At 72.4% G+C, this 21837-nt stretch carries 23 protein-coding genes and 3 pseudogenes; 17 read left to right on the top strand and 9 right to left on the bottom strand.

Annotation, left to right across the window (positions count from 1 at the left end):
• Positions 1-56 precede the first annotated feature (56 nt).
• Positions 57-1115, top strand: coding sequence for an Rv2231c family pyridoxal phosphate-dependent protein CobC (cobC, locus tag EAO70_RS22755; RefSeq protein ID WP_148004656.1), 1059 nt, complete (start codon positions 57-59; stop codon positions 1113-1115).
• A gap of 161 nt (positions 1116-1276) precedes the next feature.
• Here the strand turns inward: cobC and EAO70_RS40055 are convergent, their stop codons facing one another.
• Positions 1277-1360 carry a hypothetical protein gene (locus tag EAO70_RS40055; protein WP_315986245.1) on the bottom strand — a complete coding sequence of 28 codons (84 nt, stop codon included), beginning with the start codon at positions 1358-1360 and terminating at the stop codon, positions 1277-1279.
• A 38-nt stretch (positions 1361-1398) separates the two neighbouring features.
• On the opposite strand from EAO70_RS40055, the gene EAO70_RS22750 reads away from it, so the two are divergent.
• Positions 1399-1983, top strand: a complete 585-nt coding sequence (locus EAO70_RS22750) for a penicillin acylase family protein (protein ID WP_410091304.1) — start codon at positions 1399-1401, stop codon at positions 1981-1983.
• On the top strand, positions 1980-2549 hold the full coding sequence (locus EAO70_RS22745; RefSeq protein ID WP_148004655.1) for a GNAT family N-acetyltransferase: 570 nt from the start codon (positions 1980-1982) through the stop codon (positions 2547-2549). The genes EAO70_RS22750 and EAO70_RS22745 overlap by 4 nt, the downstream gene beginning before the upstream one ends.
• 192 nt (positions 2550-2741) lie before the next feature.
• Here EAO70_RS22745 and EAO70_RS22740 read toward each other — a convergent pair whose 3' ends face one another.
• Positions 2742-3827: an amidohydrolase family protein gene (locus EAO70_RS22740; RefSeq protein ID WP_148004654.1), complete on the bottom strand. Its 1086-nt coding sequence runs from the start codon at positions 3825-3827 to the stop codon at positions 2742-2744.
• A gap of 129 nt (positions 3828-3956) precedes the next feature.
• Here EAO70_RS22740 and EAO70_RS22735 point away from each other — a divergent pair, with 129 nt between their 5' ends.
• On the top strand, positions 3957-5060 hold the full coding sequence (locus EAO70_RS22735; RefSeq protein WP_148005307.1) for a pyridoxal-phosphate-dependent aminotransferase family protein: 1104 nt from the start codon (positions 3957-3959) through the stop codon (positions 5058-5060).
• Positions 5061-5174: 114 nt separating this feature from the next.
• Here the strand turns inward: EAO70_RS22735 and EAO70_RS22730 are convergent, their stop codons facing one another.
• A complete protein-coding gene (locus EAO70_RS22730; protein WP_148004653.1) occupies positions 5175-6242 on the bottom strand; it encodes an alkene reductase in 1068 nt (355 codons plus the stop codon).
• Between the two features lie 116 nt (positions 6243-6358).
• On the opposite strand from EAO70_RS22730, the gene EAO70_RS22725 reads away from it, so the two are divergent.
• A complete protein-coding gene (locus EAO70_RS22725) occupies positions 6359-6772 on the top strand; it encodes a MarR family winged helix-turn-helix transcriptional regulator (RefSeq protein WP_222723474.1) in 414 nt (137 codons plus the stop codon).
• Here EAO70_RS22725 and EAO70_RS40445 read toward each other — a convergent pair.
• Positions 6759-6845, bottom strand: a pseudogene (locus EAO70_RS40445) (MarR family transcriptional regulator); the annotation flags it as partial. The gene EAO70_RS22725 and the pseudogene EAO70_RS40445 sit on opposite strands and share 14 nt — an antisense overlap.
• A 256-nt stretch (positions 6846-7101) precedes the next feature.
• Between EAO70_RS40445 and EAO70_RS22715 the strand changes: the two are divergent.
• The 3 genes from EAO70_RS22715 to EAO70_RS22705 all read left to right on the top strand — a co-directional run bounded on the left by EAO70_RS22715 (position 7102) and on the right by EAO70_RS22705 (position 9199).
• Positions 7102-7542, top strand: a complete 441-nt coding sequence (locus EAO70_RS22715) for a GNAT family N-acetyltransferase (RefSeq protein WP_148004651.1) — start codon at positions 7102-7104, stop codon at positions 7540-7542.
• Between the two features lie 92 nt (positions 7543-7634).
• Complete coding sequence (locus EAO70_RS22710; RefSeq protein WP_148004650.1) at positions 7635-8714, top strand: dihydrodipicolinate reductase; 1080 nt, start codon at positions 7635-7637, stop codon at positions 8712-8714.
• Positions 8711-9199: a carboxymuconolactone decarboxylase family protein gene (locus EAO70_RS22705; protein ID WP_148004649.1), complete on the top strand. Its 489-nt coding sequence runs from the start codon at positions 8711-8713 to the stop codon at positions 9197-9199. The genes EAO70_RS22710 and EAO70_RS22705 overlap by 4 nt, the downstream gene beginning before the upstream one ends.
• 104 nt (positions 9200-9303) lie before the next feature.
• Here the strand turns inward: EAO70_RS22705 and EAO70_RS22700 are convergent, their stop codons facing one another.
• The gene (locus EAO70_RS22700; RefSeq protein WP_148004648.1) at positions 9304-10947 is read right to left on the bottom strand and encodes a GMC oxidoreductase; all 1644 of its coding nucleotides are present in this window, start codon (positions 10945-10947) and stop codon (positions 9304-9306) included.
• Positions 10948-11222: 275 nt separating this feature from the next.
• Entirely contained in the window at positions 11223-12338 is a 1116-nt protein-coding gene (locus EAO70_RS22695) for an asparaginase (protein ID WP_148004647.1), read from the bottom strand.
• Positions 12339-12456: 118 nt separating this feature from the next.
• Here EAO70_RS22695 and EAO70_RS22690 point away from each other — a divergent pair, with 118 nt between their 5' ends.
• The 9 genes from EAO70_RS22690 to EAO70_RS22650 all read left to right on the top strand — a co-directional run bounded on the left by EAO70_RS22690 (position 12457) and on the right by EAO70_RS22650 (position 20041).
• Positions 12457-12921, top strand: a complete 465-nt coding sequence (locus EAO70_RS22690; RefSeq protein WP_148004646.1) for an Lrp/AsnC family transcriptional regulator — start codon at positions 12457-12459, stop codon at positions 12919-12921.
• A gap of 198 nt (positions 12922-13119) precedes the next feature.
• Entirely contained in the window at positions 13120-13923 is an 804-nt protein-coding gene (locus EAO70_RS22685) for an endonuclease I family protein (protein ID WP_148004645.1), read from the top strand.
• 365 nt (positions 13924-14288) lie between these two features.
• Positions 14289-14819: a diaminobutyrate acetyltransferase gene (ectA, locus tag EAO70_RS22680; protein ID WP_148004644.1), complete on the top strand. Its 531-nt coding sequence runs from the start codon at positions 14289-14291 to the stop codon at positions 14817-14819.
• A 46-nt stretch (positions 14820-14865) separates the two neighbouring features.
• Positions 14866-16137, top strand: coding sequence for a diaminobutyrate--2-oxoglutarate transaminase (gene ectB / locus EAO70_RS22675; RefSeq protein WP_148004643.1), 1272 nt, complete (start codon positions 14866-14868; stop codon positions 16135-16137).
• Between the two features lie 59 nt (positions 16138-16196).
• On the top strand, positions 16197-16613 hold the full coding sequence (locus EAO70_RS22670) for an ectoine synthase (protein ID WP_148004642.1): 417 nt from the start codon (positions 16197-16199) through the stop codon (positions 16611-16613).
• 91 nt (positions 16614-16704) lie between these two features.
• Complete coding sequence (gene thpD / locus EAO70_RS22665; RefSeq protein ID WP_148004641.1) at positions 16705-17601, top strand: ectoine hydroxylase; 897 nt, start codon at positions 16705-16707, stop codon at positions 17599-17601.
• A gap of 281 nt (positions 17602-17882) precedes the next feature.
• Positions 17883-18311 carry an ATP-binding protein gene (locus EAO70_RS22660; protein ID WP_187283991.1) on the top strand — a complete coding sequence of 143 codons (429 nt, stop codon included), beginning with the start codon at positions 17883-17885 and terminating at the stop codon, positions 18309-18311.
• Between the two features lie 37 nt (positions 18312-18348).
• Positions 18349-19152, top strand: a complete 804-nt coding sequence (locus tag EAO70_RS22655) for an N-formylglutamate amidohydrolase (RefSeq protein ID WP_148004640.1) — start codon at positions 18349-18351, stop codon at positions 19150-19152.
• 172 nt (positions 19153-19324) lie between these two features.
• The gene (locus tag EAO70_RS22650; protein ID WP_261992988.1) at positions 19325-20041 is read left to right on the top strand and encodes a flavodoxin family protein; all 717 of its coding nucleotides are present in this window, start codon (positions 19325-19327) and stop codon (positions 20039-20041) included.
• Between the two features lie 47 nt (positions 20042-20088).
• On the opposite strand, the pseudogene EAO70_RS39455 reads toward EAO70_RS22650, so the two are convergent.
• From EAO70_RS39455 to EAO70_RS39450, 3 genes and pseudogenes are all read right to left on the bottom strand, one after another.
• Positions 20089-20571: pseudogene (locus EAO70_RS39455) on the bottom strand (histidine kinase); the annotation flags it as partial.
• Between the two features lie 286 nt (positions 20572-20857).
• Positions 20858-21649: a CPBP family intramembrane glutamic endopeptidase gene (locus tag EAO70_RS22640; protein WP_261992987.1), complete on the bottom strand. Its 792-nt coding sequence runs from the start codon at positions 21647-21649 to the stop codon at positions 20858-20860.
• Between the two features lie 37 nt (positions 21650-21686).
• Positions 21687-21837, bottom strand: a pseudogene (locus tag EAO70_RS39450) (ectoine hydroxylase); the annotation flags it as partial.

The raw sequence follows: 21837 nt of genomic DNA, 5'->3' as shown, positions 1-21837 counted from the left end.
TCGCTGGCGAGCCCGGCTCACCCCCCACCATCCCCACCCCCCACACGACGGCGGCCATGGACATGCATCTGCATACCGACGCCCACGACCTGCGCCACCACGGTGACGCCGAGGTACGGGACGAGAAACTCATCGATCTGGCGGTCAACGTCCGGACGAACACCCCACCGGACTGGCTGCGGGAGCGGATCGCCGACTCCCTGACCGGACTCGCCGCCTACCCCGACGGCCGGGCCGCGCGGGCGGCCGTGGCGGAGCGGCACGACCTGCCGTCGAACCGGGTCCTGCTGACGGCCGGCGCGGCGGAGGCGTTCGTGCTGATCGCGCGGGCGCTGCCGGTGCGGCGGCCCGTCGTCGTGCATCCGCAGTTCACCGAGCCGGAGGCGGCGCTGCGCGACGTCGGCCACGAGGTGGGCCGGGTGCTGCTGCGCGAGGAGGACGGCTTCCGGCTGGATCCGGCGGCCGTCCCCGAGGACGCGGACCTGGTGGTGATCGGGAACCCCACGAACCCCACGTCGGTGCTGCACCCGGCCGCCTCGATCGCGGCGCTCGCGAGACCCTGGCGGACCCTGGTGGTCGACGAGGCGTTCCTGGACGCGGTGCCGGGCGAGCGCGAGTCGCTGGCCGGACGGACCGACGTACCGGGGCTCGTGGTGCTGCGCAGCCTCACCAAGACGTGGGGTCTCGCCGGTCTGCGGATCGGGTACGTGCTGGCCGATCCGGCGACGATCGCCGCCCTGGAGCGGACGCAGCCGCTGTGGCCGGTGTCGACGCCCGCCCTGGTGGCGGCGGAGGCCTGCATGACGCGGGCGGCGCTCGCGGAGGCGGAACACGCGGCGCACCGGACCGGGGTCGAGCGGGCCCATCTGCTGGCCGGGCTGGCGGAGTTCGACGAGGTGCGGACGGTCCCGGGGGCGGAGGGACCGTTCGTACTGCTGCGGATCGACGGCGCGGACGCGATCCGGGAGCGGCTGCGGTCGCTGGGCTTCGCGGCCCGCCGGGGCGACACGTTCCCGGGGCTCGACAGGAACTGGCTGCGGATCGCGGTCCGGGACCGGGCCACGACGAACCGCTTCCTCCAGGCTCTCGACCAGGCCCTGCTGATGGAGGGCTGAGCGGCCTGCCGCCGAGCGGTCCGCGCGGGGCGGGGGCCGTCGCGCGCGGACGGGTCCGAGGAGGGCGATGTCGTCACCGTCGCCCTCCCCGCACCCGTGCCTCGCCGGCGGGGCTCCCCCCGGAGCCCGCCGCGTGCCCCCTGCGTCTCCCCCTCGGGCGGTCAGCCTCGGGAGCGGGCGCGCGAGCGGGTCAGCGCGAGCGCGCCGCCGCCGGCCACGAGGAGCGCGAGCGCGCCGCCCGCGATGTACGGGGTGCGACCGGCTGCTCGCCTGGGACCGGCGGATGGACGCCGAGAGCACCGACGCGGGCCTCTACGCCGCCGTGCGCGGCGCCGTCGTCCGCCGGCTCGCCGCCCACGAGGCCTTCGCGGCGCTGCGCGAACCCGCCCCGTACCCCGAGGTGTTCCGGCCCTGGCTGGCCCTCGGCCCCCGGGTCGCCTACGCGCTGGAGACCCTGCTGACGGCCGGGCCCGTACCCGCCGGGGACGTCGACCGGATCGTGCGCGAGGCGCTGGACGAGATCGGCGCCGGTGAACCGCCGGCCGCCTGGGGCGCCACGCACCGGCTCGCGCCCTGGCAGGCGCTGCCCGACCCCGACGACGCCCAGTGGCCGGGACTCGGCGGCGACCACGACTGCGTGCTCTCCACGTCCAGCGTGCCCGGATGGACCGACCGCAGCGTCCGCGCCTCCGCCGCCCGCTACGTCTGGCACCTCGCCGACCGCGAACGGAGCGGCTGGATCGTGCCGTTCGGCGCGTCCGGCGTGCCCGGCGACCCGCACCACCGCGACCAGCTTCCGCTGTGGCTGAGGGGCGAACTCGCCCCCGTCACCACCGACTGGCAGAACCTCACCAAGGAGCAGGAATGACCACCGCCACCGCCGCCTACGTCCGCAGAGTGGAGGGCTTCGGCACCGTCACGGTCCGGCCCGTCGAGCCCGAGCGCGACGCCGTGCTCCTGCACGCCTGGGTCAACGAGGAGCGGTCCCGCTTCTGGGGGATGGTGGGCACCACCGTCGAGCAGGTCAGGGACGTCTACGCGCACCTCGACTCGCTCACCACCCACCACGGCTTCCTGGTGAGCCTGGACGACGAGCCCGTCGCCCTGCTCCAGACGTACGACCCCGAGGCCGACCGGGTCAGCGAGTGCTACGAGGTGCGGCCCGGGGACGTCGGCGCGCACTTCCTCATCGCGCCGAGCCCGGCCCCGCGCCCCGGCTTCACCGGCACGCTGGTGTCCGAGCTCATCGCGTTCACGCTGCGGGACCGGACCCGGGTGGTCGTGGAGCCGGACGCGTCCAACGAGAAGGCGATCGCCCGCATGGTCCAGGTCGGGTTCGAACTCGGCCCGGAGGTCGTGCTCCCCGAGGTGGACCTGCCGGAGGTCTTCATCCCGGAGAAGCGGGCCCGGCTGGCCTTCCTCACCCGACGCTGAGCACCGCGGACCAGTGCCGGGCGGCCTAGGCAGCCGTCTCTTCCGGATCCTGCCTGACCCGCGCCGCCCGGCACCGCACCTCGCCGCGTTGTCGAGGCACCCGGGTACGTCCCGCACGCGGGTACCTCTCCGCCGTGCGATGCACGGCACCGGACGACGCGGGCTTAACCGGCAAGCTCCGGAAGAGACGGCCTAGCCCATCACGCGGCCGTTGACGACGACCCGGCGCGGCGCCGCGAGGACGCGGACGTCGGCGCGCGGGTCCTCGCCGTAGACGACGAGGTCGGCCGGGGCGCCCTCCTCCAGGGCGGGGCGGCCCAGCCAGGACCTGGCGTACCAGGTGGTGGCCGCGAGCGCGTCGATCGGCGGGATGCCCGCCTTCGTCAGCTCCTCGACCTCCTCGGCGACCAGACCGTGGGCGAGGGAGCCGCCCGCGTCGGTGCCGACGAAGACCGGGACGCCCGCGTCGTAGGCGGCGCGCACGGTGTCGTAGCGGCGCTCGTGCAGCCGGCGCATATGGGCCGACCAGCGGGGGAACTTCTCCTGCCCGCCGTCGGCGAGGTGCGGGAAGGTCGCGATGTTGACCAGGGTCGGGACGATCGCGACGCCCCGCTCGGCGAAGAGCGGGATGGTGTCCTCGGTGAGGCCGGTGGCGTGCTCGACGCAGTCGATCCCGGCCTCGACGAGGTCCCGGAGCGAGTCCTCGGCGAAGCAGTGCGCGGTGACGCGGGCGCCGAGCCGGTGCGCCTCGGCGATGGCCGCCTCGACCTCGGGGCGCGGCCAGCAGGCGGTGAGGTCGCCGGCGTCGCGGTCGATCCAGTCGCCCACCAGCTTGACCCAGCCGTCGCCGCGCCGGGCCTCGCGGCCGACGTACGCGACGAGGTCGGCGGGCTCGATCTCATGGGCGTAGTTGCGGATGTAGCGGCGGGTGCGGGCGATGTGCCGCCCCGCGCGGATGATCTTCGGCAGGTCCTCCCGCTCGTCGATCCACCGGGTGTCGGACGGCGAGCCCGCGTCCCGGATCAGCAGGGTGCCCGCGTCCCGGTCGGTGAGGGCCTGCTTCTCGCTGGTCGCCGCGTCGACGGGACCGTGCCGGTCGAGGCCGACGTGGCAGTGCGCGTCGACGAGGCCGGGCAGCACCCAGCCCTCGACGGTGACCGCCTCGGCCGCGGGGCGGTCGAAGGTGATCCGGCCGTCGACGCACCACAGTTCGTCGCGTACGTCCTCCGGGCCGACGAGCACCCGCCCCTTCACGTGCAGCACCGCGTGATCGCTCATGCCTGCACTGTACGAGGGAGGGTGCCGGGCCGGGAGTGCGCCCGTGGCCGGGGGCCCGGGGGCCGCTCGGTACGCTGGCCCGGAGCTCCGCCCGCCCCGTACCGAGTCGAAGAAGGCACCGCCGTGACCGTGACACATCCGCTCCTGGACCTGGCCCCGCTGACCGCCGCGCACTTCGCGTCGATCGAGCGGCGGGTGGCCGCGCTGCTCTCCACGGAGCAGGACGTGGTGATCACCCAGGGCGAGGCGCTGCTCCCCCTGGAGGGGTGCATCCGCAGCGGGGCGAGGGCCGGTTCGACCGCCCTGAACGTGGTCACGGGGCCGTACGGGCAGACCTTCGGCGACTGGCTGCGCGACTGCGGCGCGACCGTGGTCGACCTGGCGGTGCCCTTCCACACGGCGGTGACCGCGGCCCAGGTGGAGCAGGCCCTCGCCGCGCACCCGGAGATCGACTTCGTGTCGCTGGTGCACGCGGAGGCGGCGACCGGCAACACCAATCCGGTGGCGGAGATCGGTGAGGTCGTCCGGGCCCACGGCGCGCTGTTCTACCTGGACGCGGTGGCCTCGATCGGCGCCGAGCCGGTGCTGCCGGACGCCTGGGGCGTGGACATGTGCATCATCGGCGCGCAGAAGGCGATGGGCGGGCCGGCGGGTGTGTCGGCGGTGTCGGTGAGCGCGCGGGCGTGGGAGCGGTTCGCCGCCAACCCGGCGGCGCCGCGCCGCTCGTACCTCTCCCTCCTGGACTGGAAGGAGCGCTGGATCGACGGGGGCCGCAAGGCGCTGCTGCACGCTCCCGCGCAGCTGGAGATGCTGGCCCTGGAGGCCTGTGTCGAGCGGATCGAGGCGGAGGGACTGCACGCGCTGATGGCGCGGCACGCCTCCGCGGCGGCGGCCACCCGCGCGGGCGCGCTCGCGCTGGGCGGCGGCCTGGAGCCGTACGTGTACGAGGCGAAGGACGCGGCGCCGGTCGCGACGACGCTGCGCGTGCCGGCCGGGGTGGACGCCTCGGAGCTGGTGGCGAAGGCGCTGTCCGCCGACCCGTCGCTGCCGCTGATCGCGGGCGGCGGGGCGCTGGCGGGCGAGATGATCCGGGTCAACCACTACGGGGTCGACGCGACCCCGGGCGCCGTGCAGTCCTCGCTGGCCGCCCTCGGCGCCGCGCTCGGCGAGACGGGCCGCGCGGTGGACCTGGAGGGCGCGCGCCGGGCGGTCACGGAGGCCTGGGCGGTCTGACGGATACGCCCCGTCTGACGGGTGCGCGTACGCCGTCCCGCGCGCGGAAGGGGGCGGGGGTCCTGGTTCGGGCCCCCGCCCCCTTCGGCCTGTCCGGGCGCGCCGGACATACCCCTAGAGCACCGGGTAGTCGGTGTAGCCGCGGTGGTCGCCGCCGAAGAAGGTCGCCGTGTCCGGGGTGTTGTACGGGCCGCCGGCCCGCAGCCGGGCGGGCAGGTCGGGGTTGGCGAGGAAGAGCGCCCCGTACGCGACGAGGTCGGCGGTGCCGTCCTCGATCAGCGTCAGCGCGTCGGCGCCGGTGGGCCCCTCGGTGGCGGGGTTCAGGATGAACGTGCCGGAGAAGCCCTTGCGGAGGGTGAGGGTGAGCTCGCGCAGCGCGGGCGCGGGCTCCGTGACGTGCAGGTACGCGATGCCGACGGGCTCGATCGCGGCGACGAGGGCCGGGTAGAGCTCCTCGGTGTCGGTCTCGACGATGTCGTTGAAGGGGTTGGCCGGGGAGATCCGCAGGCCGGTCCGCTCGGGGCCGATCGCGGCGGCGACGGCCTCCACGACCTCGACGGCGAGGCGGATGCGGTTCTCGACCGGGCCGCCCCACTCGTCGGTGCGGTGGTTGGAGCCGGAGGCGAGGAACTGGTGGATCAGGTAGCCGTTGGCGCCGTGGATCTCGACTCCGTCGAAGCCGGCCTCCACGGCGTTCCGGGCGGCCTCGGCGAAGCCGGCGACCGTCTCCCGGATCTCGTCGGCGGTGAGCTCGCGCGGAGCCACGAAGTCGATGAGGCCGGTACCGGCGAAGAGCTGCCCCTGGGGGGCGACGGCGGACGGGCCGACCGGGTGGAGGCCGCCGCCGAGGACGACGGGGTGGCTGATCCGGCCCGCGTGCATCAGCTGGACGAAGATCTTCCCGCCGCGCTCGTGGACGGCGTCGGTGACCTCGCGCCAGGCGGCGATCTGCTCGGCACTGTGCAGGCCGGGGGTGCTGGGGTAGCCCTGGCCGACGGCGCTGGGCTGGGTGCCCTCGGTGATGATCAGGCCGGCCGAGGCGCGCTGGGCGTAGTACTCGGCGACGAGCGCGGTGGGGGTGCGGGTGGCGGCGTCGGCGCGGCTGCGGGTCATCGGCGCCATGGCGATGCGGTTGGCGAGCCGGGTGCCCGCGAGGTCCACGGGGTCGAAGGCGGTGGTCATGGCTGTCCCCTTCACGAACTTATGTGGTCGGCCAAGTATCTGGTCCGGCTGCCACTGTAACCCATTGATTGGCCGACCAAGGTAAAGTGGGGGAAGAGCCGTCACGAGGAGCCCCGATGTCAGGAACCGACCCCGTCTGTACCGCGTCGGCGCCCGGCGCCGCCCACGGCGGGCCCGTCAGCATCGCGCTGGCCCGGGTGGCCCGGATGCACCGGATCGCCGCCGGACGCCGACTGAAGGACCTCGGCCTCTACCCGGGCCAGGAGATGATGATGATGCGGCTCTGGGACTGCGGACCGGTCCGCCAGTCCGCGCTCATCCAGTCCCTGGGACTCGACGCCTCGACGGTCACCAAGATGCTCCAGCGCATGGAGCAGTGCGGGCTCGTGCTGCGCCGCCCGGACCCCGCCGACCGGCGCGCGGTCCTGGTCGAGGCGACCGACGAGGGCCGCTCGCTGCGCGCCGGTCGGCGGGGTCCGGGCGGCGCAGCACGAGCCCGCACTGCTCCATGCGCTGGAGCATCTTGGTGACCGTCGAGGCGTCGAGTCCCAGGGACTGGATGAGCGCGGACTGGCGGACCGGTCCGCAGTCCCAGAGCCGCATCATCATCATCTCCTGGCCCGGGTAGAGGCCGAGGTCCTTCAGTCGCCGAGCAGTGCGGTGGCGCCCTTGGGGACGGGCATGGGACGGTTCCTCCTGGCCGGGGGGCAATGCGGGGATGCGTACCCGATCGGCGGGCGGCGCTGCGGCGGGTCCCGCGCCCTCACCCGGACGGCCGCGTCCGGTGGGGGCGCCGTGCGGACCGGGGTGCGCGGGATACGCGGTTGACCGGGGCAGCGAGGGCGGGTTTCCTGCTCCGATGAACGATCTTCGAATCGAGCCGGCCCTCGGTGAGGCGCGGCTCGCGGACTGGCGGGCGGTCCACAACACGATCATCCCGACGGCCGTCCTCTCCCTCGACCAGGTGCGCGAGCGCGCCGGGCGCAACCGGCTGGACGTCGCGTATCTCGGAGAGACGGTGGTGGGCTGTTCGACGGTGCGGCCGCCGGACGAGGAGACCACGGCGGCGACGGTCATCGCGCGGACGCTGCCCGGGTTCCGAGGGCGGGGCGTCGGGACCGCGCTGTACGAGCGGGGCCTCGCGCACGCCCGGACGCTGGGCGGGGAGGGCGTGGAAACGGTGGTGCTCGCCTCGAACGAGGAGGGGCTGCGGTTCGCGCTCGCGCGCGGGTTCGTCGAGGTCGAGCGGTACGTCCTGCCGGGCGACACGGTGCCGTTCGTGACCCTGCGGCTGGCCTGACGTCCGCCGTCCCCGACCACCGATCTGACGCTTCGTCAGATCTTTCTGTCGCGGGTCTGGGAACCTTCGGGGCCCGGCGCTACCCTCCGCGCATGATTCGGACGGTGGTGTGGGGTACCGGAAACGTCGGGCGCGCGGCGATCCGCGCCGTGGACGCCCATCCAGGGCTGGAACTCGCAGCGGTGCTGGTCTCCGATCCGGCGAAGGTCGGACGGGACGCGGGACGGCTGGCGGGGCTCGGCCGCGACCTCGGGGTCGCGGCCGTCGACGAGGTGGGCGCCGTGCTCGACGGGCGACCGGGGGCGGTGGTGTACGCGGCGTCGGGCGACACCCGGCCGGACGGCGCGCTCGACGACGTGGCGCGCGCGGTGCGGTCGGGGGCGGTGGTGGTGACCCCCGCGCTGTATCCGCTCTACGACCAGCGCAACGCGCCGCCCGAGTTCCGGGATCCGGTGCTGGCGGCCGTCGCCGAGGGCGGCGGTTCGCTCTTCGTGTCCGGGGTGGACCCCGGCTGGGGCAACGACGTCCTGCCGCTGCTGGTGAGCGGGCTCGGCAGCACCGTGGACATGATCCGCTGCCAGGAGATCTTCGACTACTCGACGTACGAGCAGGAGGAGTCGGTCCGGGACCTGATCGGGATGGGCCGGCCGCTGGAGTACGAGCCGCCGATGCTGCTGCCGTCGGTGCCGACGATGGTGTGGGGCGGGCAGATACGCCTGATGGCCCGCGCGCTCGGCGCCGAACTGGACGAGATCCGCGAGACGGTGGACCGGCGCCCGCTGGAGTCGACCGTGAAGACGCGGACCATGGGGGTCTTCGAGGCGGGGACGCAGGGCGCGATCCGCTTCGAGGTGCAGGGGATCGTCGGCGGGGAGCCGAGGATCGTGATCGAGCACGTGACCCGGATCCACCCCTCGTGCGCGCCGGACTGGCCGGTGCCGCCGGACGGCGCCGGGGCGCACCGGGTGATCGTCGAGGGCAGTCCCCGGATCGAGGTGACGGTGGCGGCGACCGCCGAGGGCGAGAACCGCTCGGCGGGCGGGAACGCGACGGCGGTGGGCCGGCTGGTCGGCGCGATCGACTGGCTGGTGGCAGCCGAGCCGGGACTGTACGACGCGCTGGACGTGCCGCTGCGGCCGGCGGTGGGGAAGCTCGGAAGGAGTCCGCGATGATCATCGACATTCCCGAGGGCCAGGAGCCGATCGGGTACGTGTGGGGCGACATGGTCCCGGAGATCGGGACGGCGGCGGCGAACTTCTCGCTGTCGGTGTACGCCCATACGACGCTGGGGCTGCGCGAGTTCGAGGCGGCGCGGCTGCGGATCGCGCAGATCAACGGCTGCGGGTTCTGCCTGGACTGGCGCACCGACCGGGACGGGGTGAAGGTCGAGGAGGGCTTCGACGAGGTCGTGGCGGCGTGGCGGGAGACGGAGGTCTCGGAGGCTTTCGACGAGCGGACGCGGCTGGCGGCCGAGTACGCGGAGCGGTACGCGCTGGACCACCACGGTCTCGACGAGGAGTTCTGGTCCCGGATGACGGCACGTTACAGCCAGGCGGAGATCGTGGAGCTGACGATGAGTCTGGGGTCGTGGCTGGCGTTCGGCCGGCTCAACCGGGTGCTGGGGCTCGACGAGGTCTGTGTGCTGCCGACCCACTGAGCGCGCGGAAGGGCCGGCCGGGTGCTTCCCGGCCGGCCCTCACCCGTGCCGACCCTCTCCCGTACGGCCCTTCTCCGTACGGCGCGTGGGGCCTCCCCCGGCGCTCAGAAGTCCTCGGCGACGATCCGCTCGATGTTGCGCTCGGCGAGGGCCGTGATGGTGACGAACGGGTTGACGCTGGCGTTGCCGGGGATCAGGGATCCGTCGATGACGTACAGCCCGGAGTAGCCGTGGAGGCGTCCGTGGTTGTCGGTGGCCCGGCCCAGGATCGCGCCGCCCAGCGGGTGGTACGTGAGGTGGTCGCCCCAGATCTTGTACACACCGAAGAGGTCGGTGCGGTAGATCGTGCCCTCCTTGGAGTTGATCTTGTCGAAGATGGTCTTCGCCGCGTCGATGGAGGTCTGCTTCCAGGCCCGGTCCCAGCTCAGGTCGACCTTGCCGGTGGCCGGGTTCCAGCTGAACTCGGCGCGGTGGGGCGTCTTGGTGATGGAGAGGTAGAAGGAGGCGTAGGTCTCGATGCCGGTGGGCAGCGGCGCGACCTCGGCGAAGGCGCCGCCCGCGTCCCAGTTGTCGATGCCGGCGGTGGGCATGGCCGACTGGAGCTTGCCGGTCGCGTCCCACATGTGGTTGGCGCGGCCGCACATGACGTTGCCGTTGTCACCCCAGCCCTTGCCGATCTCGTTGTTGAGGGCGGGGAGTGCGCCGGTCGCCTTGAGGCGGGTGAGGAGTTTGCTCGTACCGACGCTTCCGGCGGCGAAGAAGACCTTGTCGGCCGTGACGGTCTTGCTCGCGAGGGTGGCGCCGGTCGTGTCGATCTGGTCGATGGCGACGGTGTAGCCGCCGCCGGCCGCCGGGGTGACGGAGGTGACCTTGTGCAGGGCGGAGACGGTGACGCGGCCCGTGGCGGCGGCCTGGGCCAGATAGGTCTTCTGGAGGGTCTTCTTGCCGGCGTTGTTGCCGTAGATGACCTCGCCGTCGAGGGCCGACTTCGGGACGGCGCCGGCGGCCTCCTTCTTCATGTAGTCCCAGTCGTAGACGTTGGGGACGAACACGAAGGGGAAGCCGGAGCGCTGGGCGTGCTTGCGGCCGACGCGGGCGTACTGGTAGCAGGCCGCGCTCTCCCACCAGGCCTGGTCCACCCCGGTGACGCCGAGTCCGGCGTTGGCGCGCGGGTAGTAGGTCGCGTACATCTCGGCGGCGTCGACGGTGGGCAGGATGGCCGCGAAGTTCTCGCGGCGCGGGGTGACGGCCATGCCGCCGTTGACGAGGGAGCCGCCGCCGACGCCCCTGCCCTGGTAGACGGTGATGCCGGCGAAGTCCTCGGCGTCGAGGATGCCGGTGTGCCGGGGGATGTCCTTGTCGAGGGGGAAGCCGAGGAAGTTGCTCAGCGGCTGCTTGGTGCGGGTCCGCAGCCAGAAGGAGCGGTAGTCGGGCCGGGTGGTGTTGGCGAAGATCTTGCCGTCGGGTCCGGGGGTGTCCCAGGCCATGCCCATCTCGACCATGTGCACGGCGACGCCCGCGCGGGCGAGGCGGAGGGCGGCCACCGAGCCGCCGTATCCGGTGCCGATGACGAGGGCGGGCACGTGGGCGCCGGTGGGAATGGGGGTGTCGGCGAGGCGGGCTGCGGCCTGGGCCGGGGTGCCGGGGCCGACGAGGGCGGCAGCACCGAGAACAGAACCTGTTCCCGCGAGGAAGCGGCGGCGGCTCACGCCGCCGAATCCCTTTGCGGGCAGGGGGTTTTCGCTCATGTGACGTTCCTCACTCGGGGGCGAATGAGAACTTGTTCTACTGTCGACCATCGGGGAAGTCACGAGAAACCGACGGGTAACTTCCGGCCATCTGCGGGAGCACGACAACCGGCCGCCCCCTGGGAACGGGGGCGGCCGGAAGCGCGGCGGATGCCGGGCGGATGCCTGCACTCCGCCGTACCGGCGGGGCGGGCGCGTCGGTGCCGAGGTTGGCTCCGGCTCGCGGGCGGGCTGTGGGGGCGCCGCTCGCGAGCCGGGGTTCTGGGGTGCGCCGGTCAGGCGCGGGCGGCGACCGCCGAGGCCGAGCGGGAGCCGCCCGTGGCGAGGCCGGGTTCCGCGCGGACGGGCCCGTCGAGGAGCCGCCGCAGCAGGGCGGTGCCGCGGGCGGGGTCGCCCGCACCGTGGCCGTCCTCGGCGAGCAGCGTCGCCAGGACCGCGATGCGCGCCTGCGCGGCGCGGAGCGTACCCGTGAGCAGGGCTCCGGCGGCGACGAGGTCGACCGCCCCGCCACCGGTGTAGATCTCGGCGAGCGGGCCGGCGGGAACCCGGGTGGTGACGGCCACCAGGACGCCCTGGGCGACCGCGTCGGCCACGGCGGAGACGATCTCGGGCGTCGCGTTGCCGGCGCCGGTGGCGACGAGGACGATGCCGCGGGCACCGGCGTCGACGGCCGCGTTGAGCAGGAAGGGGTCGCCGTCCGAGTGGTGCGCGACGATCGCGACCCGGGGCAGCGCCACGGCGCCGGGGAGGTCGGGGTCCGCCTTGTCCGCGGCGGCGGGTAGCGGCAGCGGCGTCGGGCGCTCCGGCTGCCGCTCGATGTCCACCCGGGAGAAGCCCACGCGGCCCAGGCGGTCGGCCGAGGGGTCGGAGAAGGCGTCGGCGGCGAGCGTCTGGGTCTTGACGGTGCCGCGGGCCGCGTGGACGCGTCCGTCGAACACGACGAGGACCCCGAGGTCGCTGACGGAGGAGGCGACCTGGAGCGCGTCGTACAGGTTGCCGGGACCGTCCCCGTCGCCGGTGCCGAAGGGGCGCTGGGCGCCGGTGAGGACGACCGGCCGGGCGTCGGTGTGGTGGAGGTCCAGGAAGAACGCGGTCTCTTCGAGGGTGTCGGTGCCGTGGGTGATCACGATGCCGTCGACGCCCGGGTCGGCGAGGGTCTCGTGGACGGTCCGGAGCAGGGCCAGCTGGTGGGCCGCGGTCATCCGGGAGCTGTTGACGTTGAAGAGGTCGACGACCTCGACGGTGACGCCCTCGGGCAGGGGGGCGGTGGCCAGCACGTCGTCGCCGGAGGCGTCGGCCGCGTAGCCGGTGCCCTGCCAGCGGCTGGCGATCGTGCCGCCGGTGCTGATGACGACGATCCGGCGCGCTCCCCCGTCGTTCGTCCGCTTCATGCCTGCCGCCCTCGGTCCGTACCTGAATCAACCTGCCCGGCAACGATAGGACAGAAGGCGCGCAAGGCGATTGCGAAATCAGCCGCCGTATCGTTCCTGCGTGGTAGATAATTGCGCCATGGACCGCATCGATCTCCACATCTTGCGCGAGCTGCAGAACGACGGCCGGCTGAGCAACCAGGAGCTGGCCCAGCGGGTGGGGCTCAGCCCCTCGCCCTGTCTGCGCCGGGTGCGCCAGCTGGAGCAGGACGGGGTCATCCAGGGCTACCGGGCGATCATCGACCCCGAGGCGCTGGGGCGGGGCTTCGAGGTGCTGGTCTCGGTGGAGGTGCGGCGGGACCGGGAGACCGTGGAGGCCTTCGAGGAGGCGCTCCAGGACGTGCCGGACGTCATCGAGGCCTACCGGCTGTTCGGCAGCCCCGGCTGCCTGCTGCGGATCGCGGTCGCCGACCTCGCGGCGTACGAGCGGCTGTGGATCGAGCGGCTGACGACCCTCACCGGGGTCACCGAGGTGAACTCGCAGATCATCATGAAGCGCATCAAGGAGCCGAAGGGCATGCCGGTGGACGTCCGGGGCGACTGAGACCCTCCGGCCCGGCACACGGCCGCGAAGGGTTCCGCCCTATACGCACTCGTCACGGAACAGCCTCCTCCCCGTTACATGACAGGTACCTGTCGTGTGCCACTCTCCCGGTGACACGAAGTCAACACGCGTAGACAGCGGAATCGTTGAGCCGACGGCCGCCGTCATCCGCGTACCGTCCCCGGGAAAGGGCCCCCCATGTCCGTTGTGCGGATCGGCAGCTGGAAGGTGTGGGCGGCGACCGCCGCCGCCACCCTCGTCGGCGTCACCCTCCCCACGGTCGCCGCTACCCCCGCCGGCGCCACCACCACCGCGTACGACAGCACGTACTACAAGAACGCGATAGGCAAGACCGGCCCGAGCCTCAAGTCCTCGCTGCACACCATCATCAGCAGCCAGAGCAAGATCTCGTACGACGCGGTCTGGAACGCGCTGAAGGTCGCCGACCAGGACCCCGCCAACGCCAACAACGTCATCCTGCTCTACAGCGGGACCTCGCGGAGCAAGAGTCTCAACGGCGGCGACGTGGGCGACTGGAACCGCGAGCACACCTGGGCCCAGTCCCACGGCAACTTCGGCACCTCGGCCGGCCCCGGCACCGACCTGCACCATCTGCGCGCGGCCGACGTGCAGGTCAACGGCATCCGCGGCAACAAGGACTTCGACAACGGCGGCAGCCCGGTCGCCGGAGCCCCGGGCAGCTACACGGACAGCGACTCCTTCGAGCCGCGCGACGCCGACAAGGGCGACGTGGCCCGGATGATCCTCTACATGGCCGTCCGGTACGAGGGCGGCGACGCCTGGGCCGACCTGGAGCCCAACGAGTCGACGAGCAACGGGAGCGTCCGCTTCCACGGCCGCCTCTCGGTCCTGAAGCAGTGGAACGAGCAGGACCCGCCGAGTGCCTTCGAGGAGCGTCGCAACGACGTCATCCACAGCACCTACCAGGGGAACCGGAACCCGTTCATCGACCACCCGGAGTGGGTCGAGGCCATCTGGTAGGCCTCGGGCCGCGACAGCGGACGGAGCCGGGCCGGGGTCGTCGTACCCGGCCCGGCTCCGCCGCGTTCCGGGGCCGGCCCCGGCGGGCCCTCGCGCGGAACGGCCCCTACTCCTGACCACTGGAACCCCCTTCAAACGCGAAATGGCGGATGTTCTCACGCCCTTGGCGTGAAGGAGAAGCACACTCGAAAGGCGTTATCAGTCCGTTATAAACGGTCACTTCGCCCGAGTTCCTCCCCTTTTTCGTGAGACGCAGGACACATTTCGCGCTACAAAAGTCCCTGGCGCATCTATCACATCATGGTGTCCACAACAAGCCCTCCTGACCAGGAAGTTCCGAGATCCACTCGGTAGCTTCGGCGCCCATGACCCCGTTGACCACAGGCCTGGCCACCACGACTCCCCTGACCACCCCTCCGACGATCGAGGACGGCGCCGAGCTCTGGCGGATCGCACGCGGCTCGGGCGAGCTCGACCTGAACTCGCCCTACAGCTATCTCCTGTGGTGCCGCGACTTCGCCGACACGACCACCGTCGCCCGTGACGACTCCGGCCGACCGATCGGTTTCGTGACCGGCTATCTGCGCCCCGACCAGCCCGACACCCTCTTCGTCTGGCAGATCGCCGTCGAGGGTTCGCACCGGGGAAGCGGGGTAGCCGGGACTCTGCTCGACGCTCTGTCCGCGCAGGTCGCGGCCGAGCACAGGATCAGCAGGGTCGAGGCGACCGTGACCCCCGGGAACCTCGCCTCCGACCGGCTGTTCCGGTCGTTCGCACGCCGACACGGCGCGGAGGTGACGCAGGAGGTGCTGTTCCCGGCCTCCGCGTTCCCCACGGCCGGACACGAGTCCGAGGTGCTGTACCGCATCGGCCCGCTCGGTTCTCCGCGCCGCTGAGCCGTCGCCCGCGAACGCCCCATTCGAACCACACTCTGGAGACTTCGTGACCCTGACCGACATCGCCACGCCCACCGTCTTCGAGACCGTCGAATCCGAGGTCCGGAGCTACTGCCGCGCCTGGCCCGTCGTCTTCGAGCGTGCCAGCGGGACCAGGCTGTTCGACGAGCACGGGCGTCCCTACCTCGACTTCTTCGCCGGCGCCGGCTCGCTGAACTACGGCCACAACAACCCCGTGCTCAAGCGGGCTCTCCTCGACTACCTCGGCAGCGACGGCGTCACCCACGGGCTCGACATGTCGACCACCGCCAAGCGCGACTTCCTGGAGACCTTCCACTCCACGGTCCTGGAGCCCCGCGCCCTGAACTACAAGGTGATGTTCCCGGGCCCGACCGGCACCAACGCCGTCGAGGCGGCCCTGAAACTCGCCCGCAAGGTGACCGGCCGGCAGACGGTCGTCTCCTTCACCAACGCCTTCCACGGCATGTCGCTCGGCTCGCTCGCCGTCACCGGCAACGCCGCCAAGCGGGCCGGCGCGGGCGTCCCCCTGCACCACGCCATCCGCATGCCCTTCGACGACTACCTCGACGGGCAGCTCCCCGACTTCATGTGGTTCGAGCGCCTCCTCAACGACGCCGGCTCCGGTCTCGACCACCCCGCGGCCGTGATCGTCGAGACCGTCCAGGGCGAGGGCGGCATCAACGTCGCCCGGGCCGAGTGGCTGCGCGCGCTCGCCGAGCTGTGCCGCCGGCACGACATGCTTCTCATCGTCGACGACATCCAGATGGGCTGCGGCCGCACCGGCGACTTCTTCTCCTTCGAGGAGGCCGGCATCACGCCCGACATCGTCACCCTCTCCAAGTCCATCAGCGGTTACGGCCTGCCCATGGCCCTCTGCCTGTTCCGTCCGGAGCTCGACGTCTGGCAGCCCGGCGAGCACAACGGCACCTTCCGAGGCAACAACCCCGCCTTCGTCACCGCGACGGCCGCCCTCGACGCGTACTGGCGCGACGGCGCCCTCCGCGGGCGCACCCTGAAGCGCGCGGACCGGGTGGAGCGCGCCCTCCTCGACCTGAGCGGCACCGACGGGCGGATGGCCCTGTCCGTCCGCGGCCGCGGACTGGTGTGGGGCATGGAGTTCGCCGACGGCGAGCGCGCCGACGCGGTGTGCCGCAACGCCTTCGAGAACGGCCTCCTCGTCGAGACTTCCGGCCCGCGCAGCGAGGTGGTCAAGCTGCTGCCGCCGCTGACCGCGACGGACGACGAGCTCGACGAGGGCCTCGGCATCCTGGCCCGCGCCGTCCGCCAGACCGCCTGACCCTCTCCGACCCTTCCGATCCGACGACCGACGAACCGAAAGAAAGGCAGCCCCACCCCATGATCGTCCGTACCTTCGACGAGCTGGAGAACACCGAGCGGCACGTGAAGGCCGCGTCGGGCACCTGGGAGAGCAAGCGCATCGTCCTGGCCCGTGAACGCGTCGGCTTCTCCCTGCACGAGACGGTGCTGTACGCCGGCACCGAGACCGCCATGTGGTACGCGAACCACGTCGAGGCCGTCGTGTGCACGGCCGGCGAGGCCGAGCTCACCGACCACGAGACGGGCCGCACCTACACGATCGTGCCCGGCACGATGTACCTGCTCGACGGCCACGAGCGCCACACCCTCAAGGTCAAGGCGGACTTCCGCTGCCTGTGCGTCTTCAACCCGCCCGTGACGGGCCGCGAGGACCACGACGAGAACGGTGTCTACCCCCTGCTGACCGAGCCCGCTCCCGCGTCCGACGACGCCTGAGCCCGGACGACACCGGACGACACCGGACGACACCGACAGCTACAGCTACACGCCGCACCGGCTCCCCGAGCGAAAGGAACCACGCTCCCTCATGCCTTCCGCACCCACCCGCCCCGTCGACCTCTACCCCACCCGTGGCTCCAAGGAAGAGCTGATCGGCCGCAAGGACCCCGTGGTGTGGTCCGAGCCCGGCACGGCCGGCCCCTTCTGGACGCGTGAACTGGAGGAGTTCGACCGCGACGGCTTCATCACCGTCGACGAGATCGTGACCCCCGACGAGGTCGAGGTGCTCCGGGCGGAGCTGGACCGGCTCGTCTCCGACCCGGTCGTGCGGGCGGACGAGCGCTCCATCGTCGAGTCCAGCTCCCAGGAGATCCGCTCCGTCTTCGAGGTCCACCGGATGAGCGAGGTCTTCGGCCGGCTCGCCGAGGACCCCCGCATCGTCGGCCGCGCCCGCCAGATCCTCGGCTCCGACGTGTACGTCCACCAGTCCCGGGTCAACGTCAAGCCCGGCTTCGGGGCCAGCGGCTTCTACTGGCACTCCGACTTCGAGACCTGGCACGCCGAGGACGGCCTGCCGAGGATGCGGACCGTGTCGGTGTCCATCGCGCTGACGCCGAACCACACGACCAACGGCAGCCTGATGATCATGCCGGGGTCGCACCGGACCTTCCTCGGCTGCGCGGGCGCGACGCCGAAGGACAACTACAAGAAGTCGTTGCAGATGCAGGACGCCGGCACGCCCTCCGACGAGGCGCTGAGCACCTTCGCCGACGCCTGCGGCATACGTCACTTCACCGGTGCGGCGGGTTCCGCGACCTGGTTCGACTGCAACGCCCTGCACGGGTCGGGCGACAACATCACCCCGTACCCCCGCAGCAACGTGTTCCTCGTCTTCAACAGCGTCGAGAACCAGCCCGAGGCGCCCTTCGCCGCGCCCGTCCGGCGACCCTCGTACATCGCCGCGCCGTCGTGGGACGGTTCCTGACGCCCCACACGCGCCCCCAGGGCGACGGCGGACGGGCGGTGACCACCCGAGCCGTCCACCACCGGAGTCCGGCCCCTCAGCGTGTGTCGCCGATTCCGCTGCGGCTTCCCGCGGCGCGTCCAGGGATCCGGGCTCGCGTACCCCCGCTTCCAGCGGTCACTCATCGGCCGATTCGGCGGCCCGGTTCCGGCAGGAGAGAGGCTTCACTCCACGCCGACCGGGAAGACGAAACGCATCACCTGATGAGGAAAGCGCCAGAAACAGGAAGAAAGGGATCCGTGATGAAGACCTGGAGCGATACCCTGCCCCCGGCCCTCGGGACGGACCCGCTCGACGACGTCGACGCAGGTACGTCCACCGTCCGCACCCCGGCCGACGCACGGCAGTTCGTACGGCACACGCTCGCGGGGCTCGGGCCGCTGTGGCCGGCCCAGATCGAGGATCTGCTGCTCGTCACCTCGGAGCTGGTCACCAACGCGCACCGGCACGCGGGCGGCGTCACGGGATTCGGCATCGGGGTCGAGCGGGACCGGGTGACCGTGTCCGTGTCCGACGCCAGCACGGAGGAACCCCTGCGCCAGCGGGGCGAGAACCTGCTCCCCGGCGGCTACGGCTGGCCGATCGTGCTCCGGCTGTGCCGCGAGGTGACCGTCGAGACGGGCCCGGACGGCAAGACCATCCACGCGGCGGTCGCGGTCGACCGCCGGTGACCCCCGCGGCCCGGGCGGGCTGTGGAAGGGTGGACCGATGACCTCACGTTCGTACGACGTCCTCGCCGGCGCCCCGGACTCCCCCGTCCTCCTCCACGTCCCGCACTCCTCCCGCGTCATACCCCCGGACGTGCGCGAGGGCATCCTGCTCGACGACGCGGAGCTCGAGCGGGAACTCGACGACATCACCGACGCGCACACCGCGGAGATCGCCGCCGTGGCCGCGGCCGCCGCGGACATGACCCCCTGGCGGTTCGTCAACCGTCTGTCGCGGCTGGTGGTCGACCCCGAGCGGTTCCCCGACGAACGCGAGGAGATGCTGGCCGTCGGGATGGGCGCGGTCTACACGCGCACCACGCACCGCGCGGCGCTCCGGCCCACGGAGTTCGACCCGACACCCCTGCTCGACCGCTACTTCACGCCGTACGCCGAGGCGATGGAGACCGCCGTCGCCGAACGGCTCGCGGCGACGGGCCGCGCCGTCGTCATCGACGTCCACTCGTACCCGACCGACCCGCTGCCGTACGAACTGCACGGCGACGGGCCCCGCCCGCCGATCTGCCTCGGCACCGACGCCTTCCACACGCCGCCGGCCCTGCTGGACGCGGCCCGGGAGGCGTTCGGCGACTTCGGGGGCCTCGCCACCGACACCCCGTTCGCCGGCACGTACGTACCGCTGTCGTACTACGGCAAGGACCCGCGGGTCGGCGCGCTCATGATCGAGATCCGCCGCGACGTCTACCCGAGCGGACCGGGAGGCGCACCGGGCCCGGGGACCCAGGCACTCGGCGCGGCCCTCGCGGCCCTCATCGACGCGGTGCCCTCGCACCCGCCGGCGTAGCGACACCCGGCCCGGGCGCGTACGGGCGCCGGCCACGGCGGGTGGACCCTGGGCGGACCGTCAGGCGACCGGCCCAGCACCACGAGCGCACGGCGCGAAGGCCTGGTGAGCTGTACCGGGACATCTCCGGTGCCGTCCCCCGCGCGGCCCGGAGCGTATGGAGGAGGAATCCGTGCCGGACCCGACGACGTCCTACGCCGACCTGCGCGCCCTGGTGATCAACTGCACCCTGAAGCGCTCCCCGGAGCGCAGCCACACGCAGGGGCTGATCGACCTCAGCACCGGGATCATGGAGCGCCAGGGCGTGCGGGTCGACGTGATCAGGGCGGTGGACATCGACATCGCGACCGGTGTCTGGCCGGACATGACGGAGCACGGCTGGGAGACCGACGAGTGGCCGGTGCTCTACTCGCAGGTCATGGCCGCCGACATCCTGACCCTGGCGGGGCCCGTCTGGCTGGGAGACAACTCCTCGGTCATGAAGAAGGTGATCGAGCGGCTCTACGCCTGTTCGTCGATCCTCAACGAGCAGGGCCAGTACGCCTACTACGGCCGGGTGGGCGGCTGTCTGATCACCGGCAACGAGGACGGCGCGAAGCACTGCGCGATGAACGTCCTCTACAGCCTCCAGCACCTCGGCTACGTCATTCCGCCACAGGCGGACGCGGGCTGGGTCGGCCCGGCCGGCCCGGGCCCCTCCTATCTCGACGAGGGCTCGGGCGGTCCGGAGAACGACTTCACCAACCGCAACACGACCTTCATGACCTGGAACCAGCTCCACCTCGCCAGGATGCTCAAGGACAGCGGCGGCATTCCCGCCCACGGCAACCAGCGCGCCGAGTGGGACGCCGGCTGCCGCTTCGACTTCGAGAACCCCGAGCACCGCTGAGCACCGCTGAGCACGGACCGGAACGGCGATCCGGGGAGGTGGCGCAGGTCGGTCAGGGCCCGGCGGCCCGTGTCGCTCACGTGCGTCAGTGACTCGCCGGCGCGTTCGGGCGCGGAGGCGAGGAGGAACTGGGCCGCGTCGGCCTGGATCACCATGGCGGTGACGTGGTGGGTCACCACGTCGTGCAGCTCCCGGGCGATCCGGGCCCGCTCGGTGGCCCGGGCCACCTCGGCGGCCAGCCGTCGCCGGTCCGCCTCTTGTATCCGGTGCTTGCGCACGGTCCTCCCTCCCAGCCAGAAGGCGGCCAGGAACAGATAGAACGCGAGATAGTCCAGGAAGGCCCGGGGTGAGCCCAGGCCGTTGAGGACGAGGGCCAGCACGGCGTAGCCGCCGCTCAGCGCGAGGGCCGCCGCGCGGCGGTGGCGGACCTGGTGGGCGCCCGCGGAGTACAGCGTCAGGTACAGGCCCAGGCTCGCGAACGTGGTGGGAAGGCCCAGTGCCTGGTGGACGGCGAACGCGACGGCGGCCATGGCCAGGGTGCTCGCGGGCCATCGGCGGCGGGCGGCTGCCGGCAGGATCTGGGCCAGGACCAGGACCAGGGTCAGGGCGTTCTGCGGCTGTTGCGGCAGGTCGCCGATCTGTCCGCCGATGCGGGAGGAGTTCGGCACGAAGGCCGGCACGGTGAGCGCCAGGGCGACGAAGGAGTCCTGGACGAAGGGGTCCCGTCGCCGCCACCAGTCGTACGGCGCCCTCGGGAACCGGAGTCCGAGCGGTGCGTGAGGGATCGCCACGTCGTCTCCTGGGGTTCGGCCGCTCTCAGCGGCCGGTACGGCTGTGGGTTCTGATCCCGCCGCCGGCTCGGGCCCGGCGCAGCATCCAGAAGGCGATGGCCGCGCCGACCAGGACGGGCAGGATCGATGCCTCCAGGCCGAAGCCACCGCCGGTCAGGACGGTGGGGCCGTGGACATCCAGCGTGAACCAGCCTTCCGGGGTGTGTCCGGAGACCGGGATGCCGAGCAGCTGTTCCGCCGCGTTCCAGGCGAAGTGCAGCCCGGCGACGAACCAGATGCTACGACGCCACAGGAACGCCGCTCCCAGCAGGACCCCCGCTTCCACGGCGATCGCCAGTGCGCTCCACAGGGTGGCTTCCGCCGCGCCGAGGTGGGCGACTCCGAAGAACAGCGAGGTGATGACGACGGCGGCCCGGCTGCCCCACCACAGCTCCAGGGCCTGGAGGGCGAGACCGCGGAAGAGCAGCTCCTCGGTGACCGAGCCGCCGATCTGCACCATGACGGTCGTCCAGAGAACGCCGAGGAAGCCGTGGCCGGCCCAGGAGAAGGTGTAGCCCCCGAAGACGGTGAGCAGGAGGACCGGGACGAGGATGAAGCCCAGGCCGATCGCTCCCCCGAGCAGTGCCTCCCGGAGCGCCCCTCGCCGGGCGATCTCCGGCACGTCGCGCCTGGCCAGACGGCTCATCACCCACCCGTACACGGCCACCGCGGCCACCGCTCCCAGCGCCGGGACGGGGCCGGGGCCCGTGGCCGTCAGCCCCGAGACCAGACCGACGCCGATCACGCCCGCCGGCAGCCAGCCGAGTGGCGAGCGCACGATCCGGCCCCACCGCCCGCCGCCTTCGTCCTGGCCTCGACCCGTGCAGGGCGTTGCAGTCGAACCAGGTCGCGGAACCCGCCGCACCGGTGAAGTGACGTATGCCGCAGGCGTCGGCGAAGGTGCTCAGCGCCTCGTCGGAGGGCGTGCCGGCGTCCTGCATCTGCAACGACTTCTTGTAGTTGTCC

Origin of the sequence: Streptomyces sp. adm13(2018), from assembly GCF_008042145.1 — a bacterium.
Classification (GTDB): Bacteria; Actinomycetota; Actinomycetes; order Streptomycetales; family Streptomycetaceae; genus Streptomyces.
The sequence above is the reverse complement of the archived record's forward strand: the minus strand, read 5'-3'. Positions and strand labels throughout refer to the sequence as shown.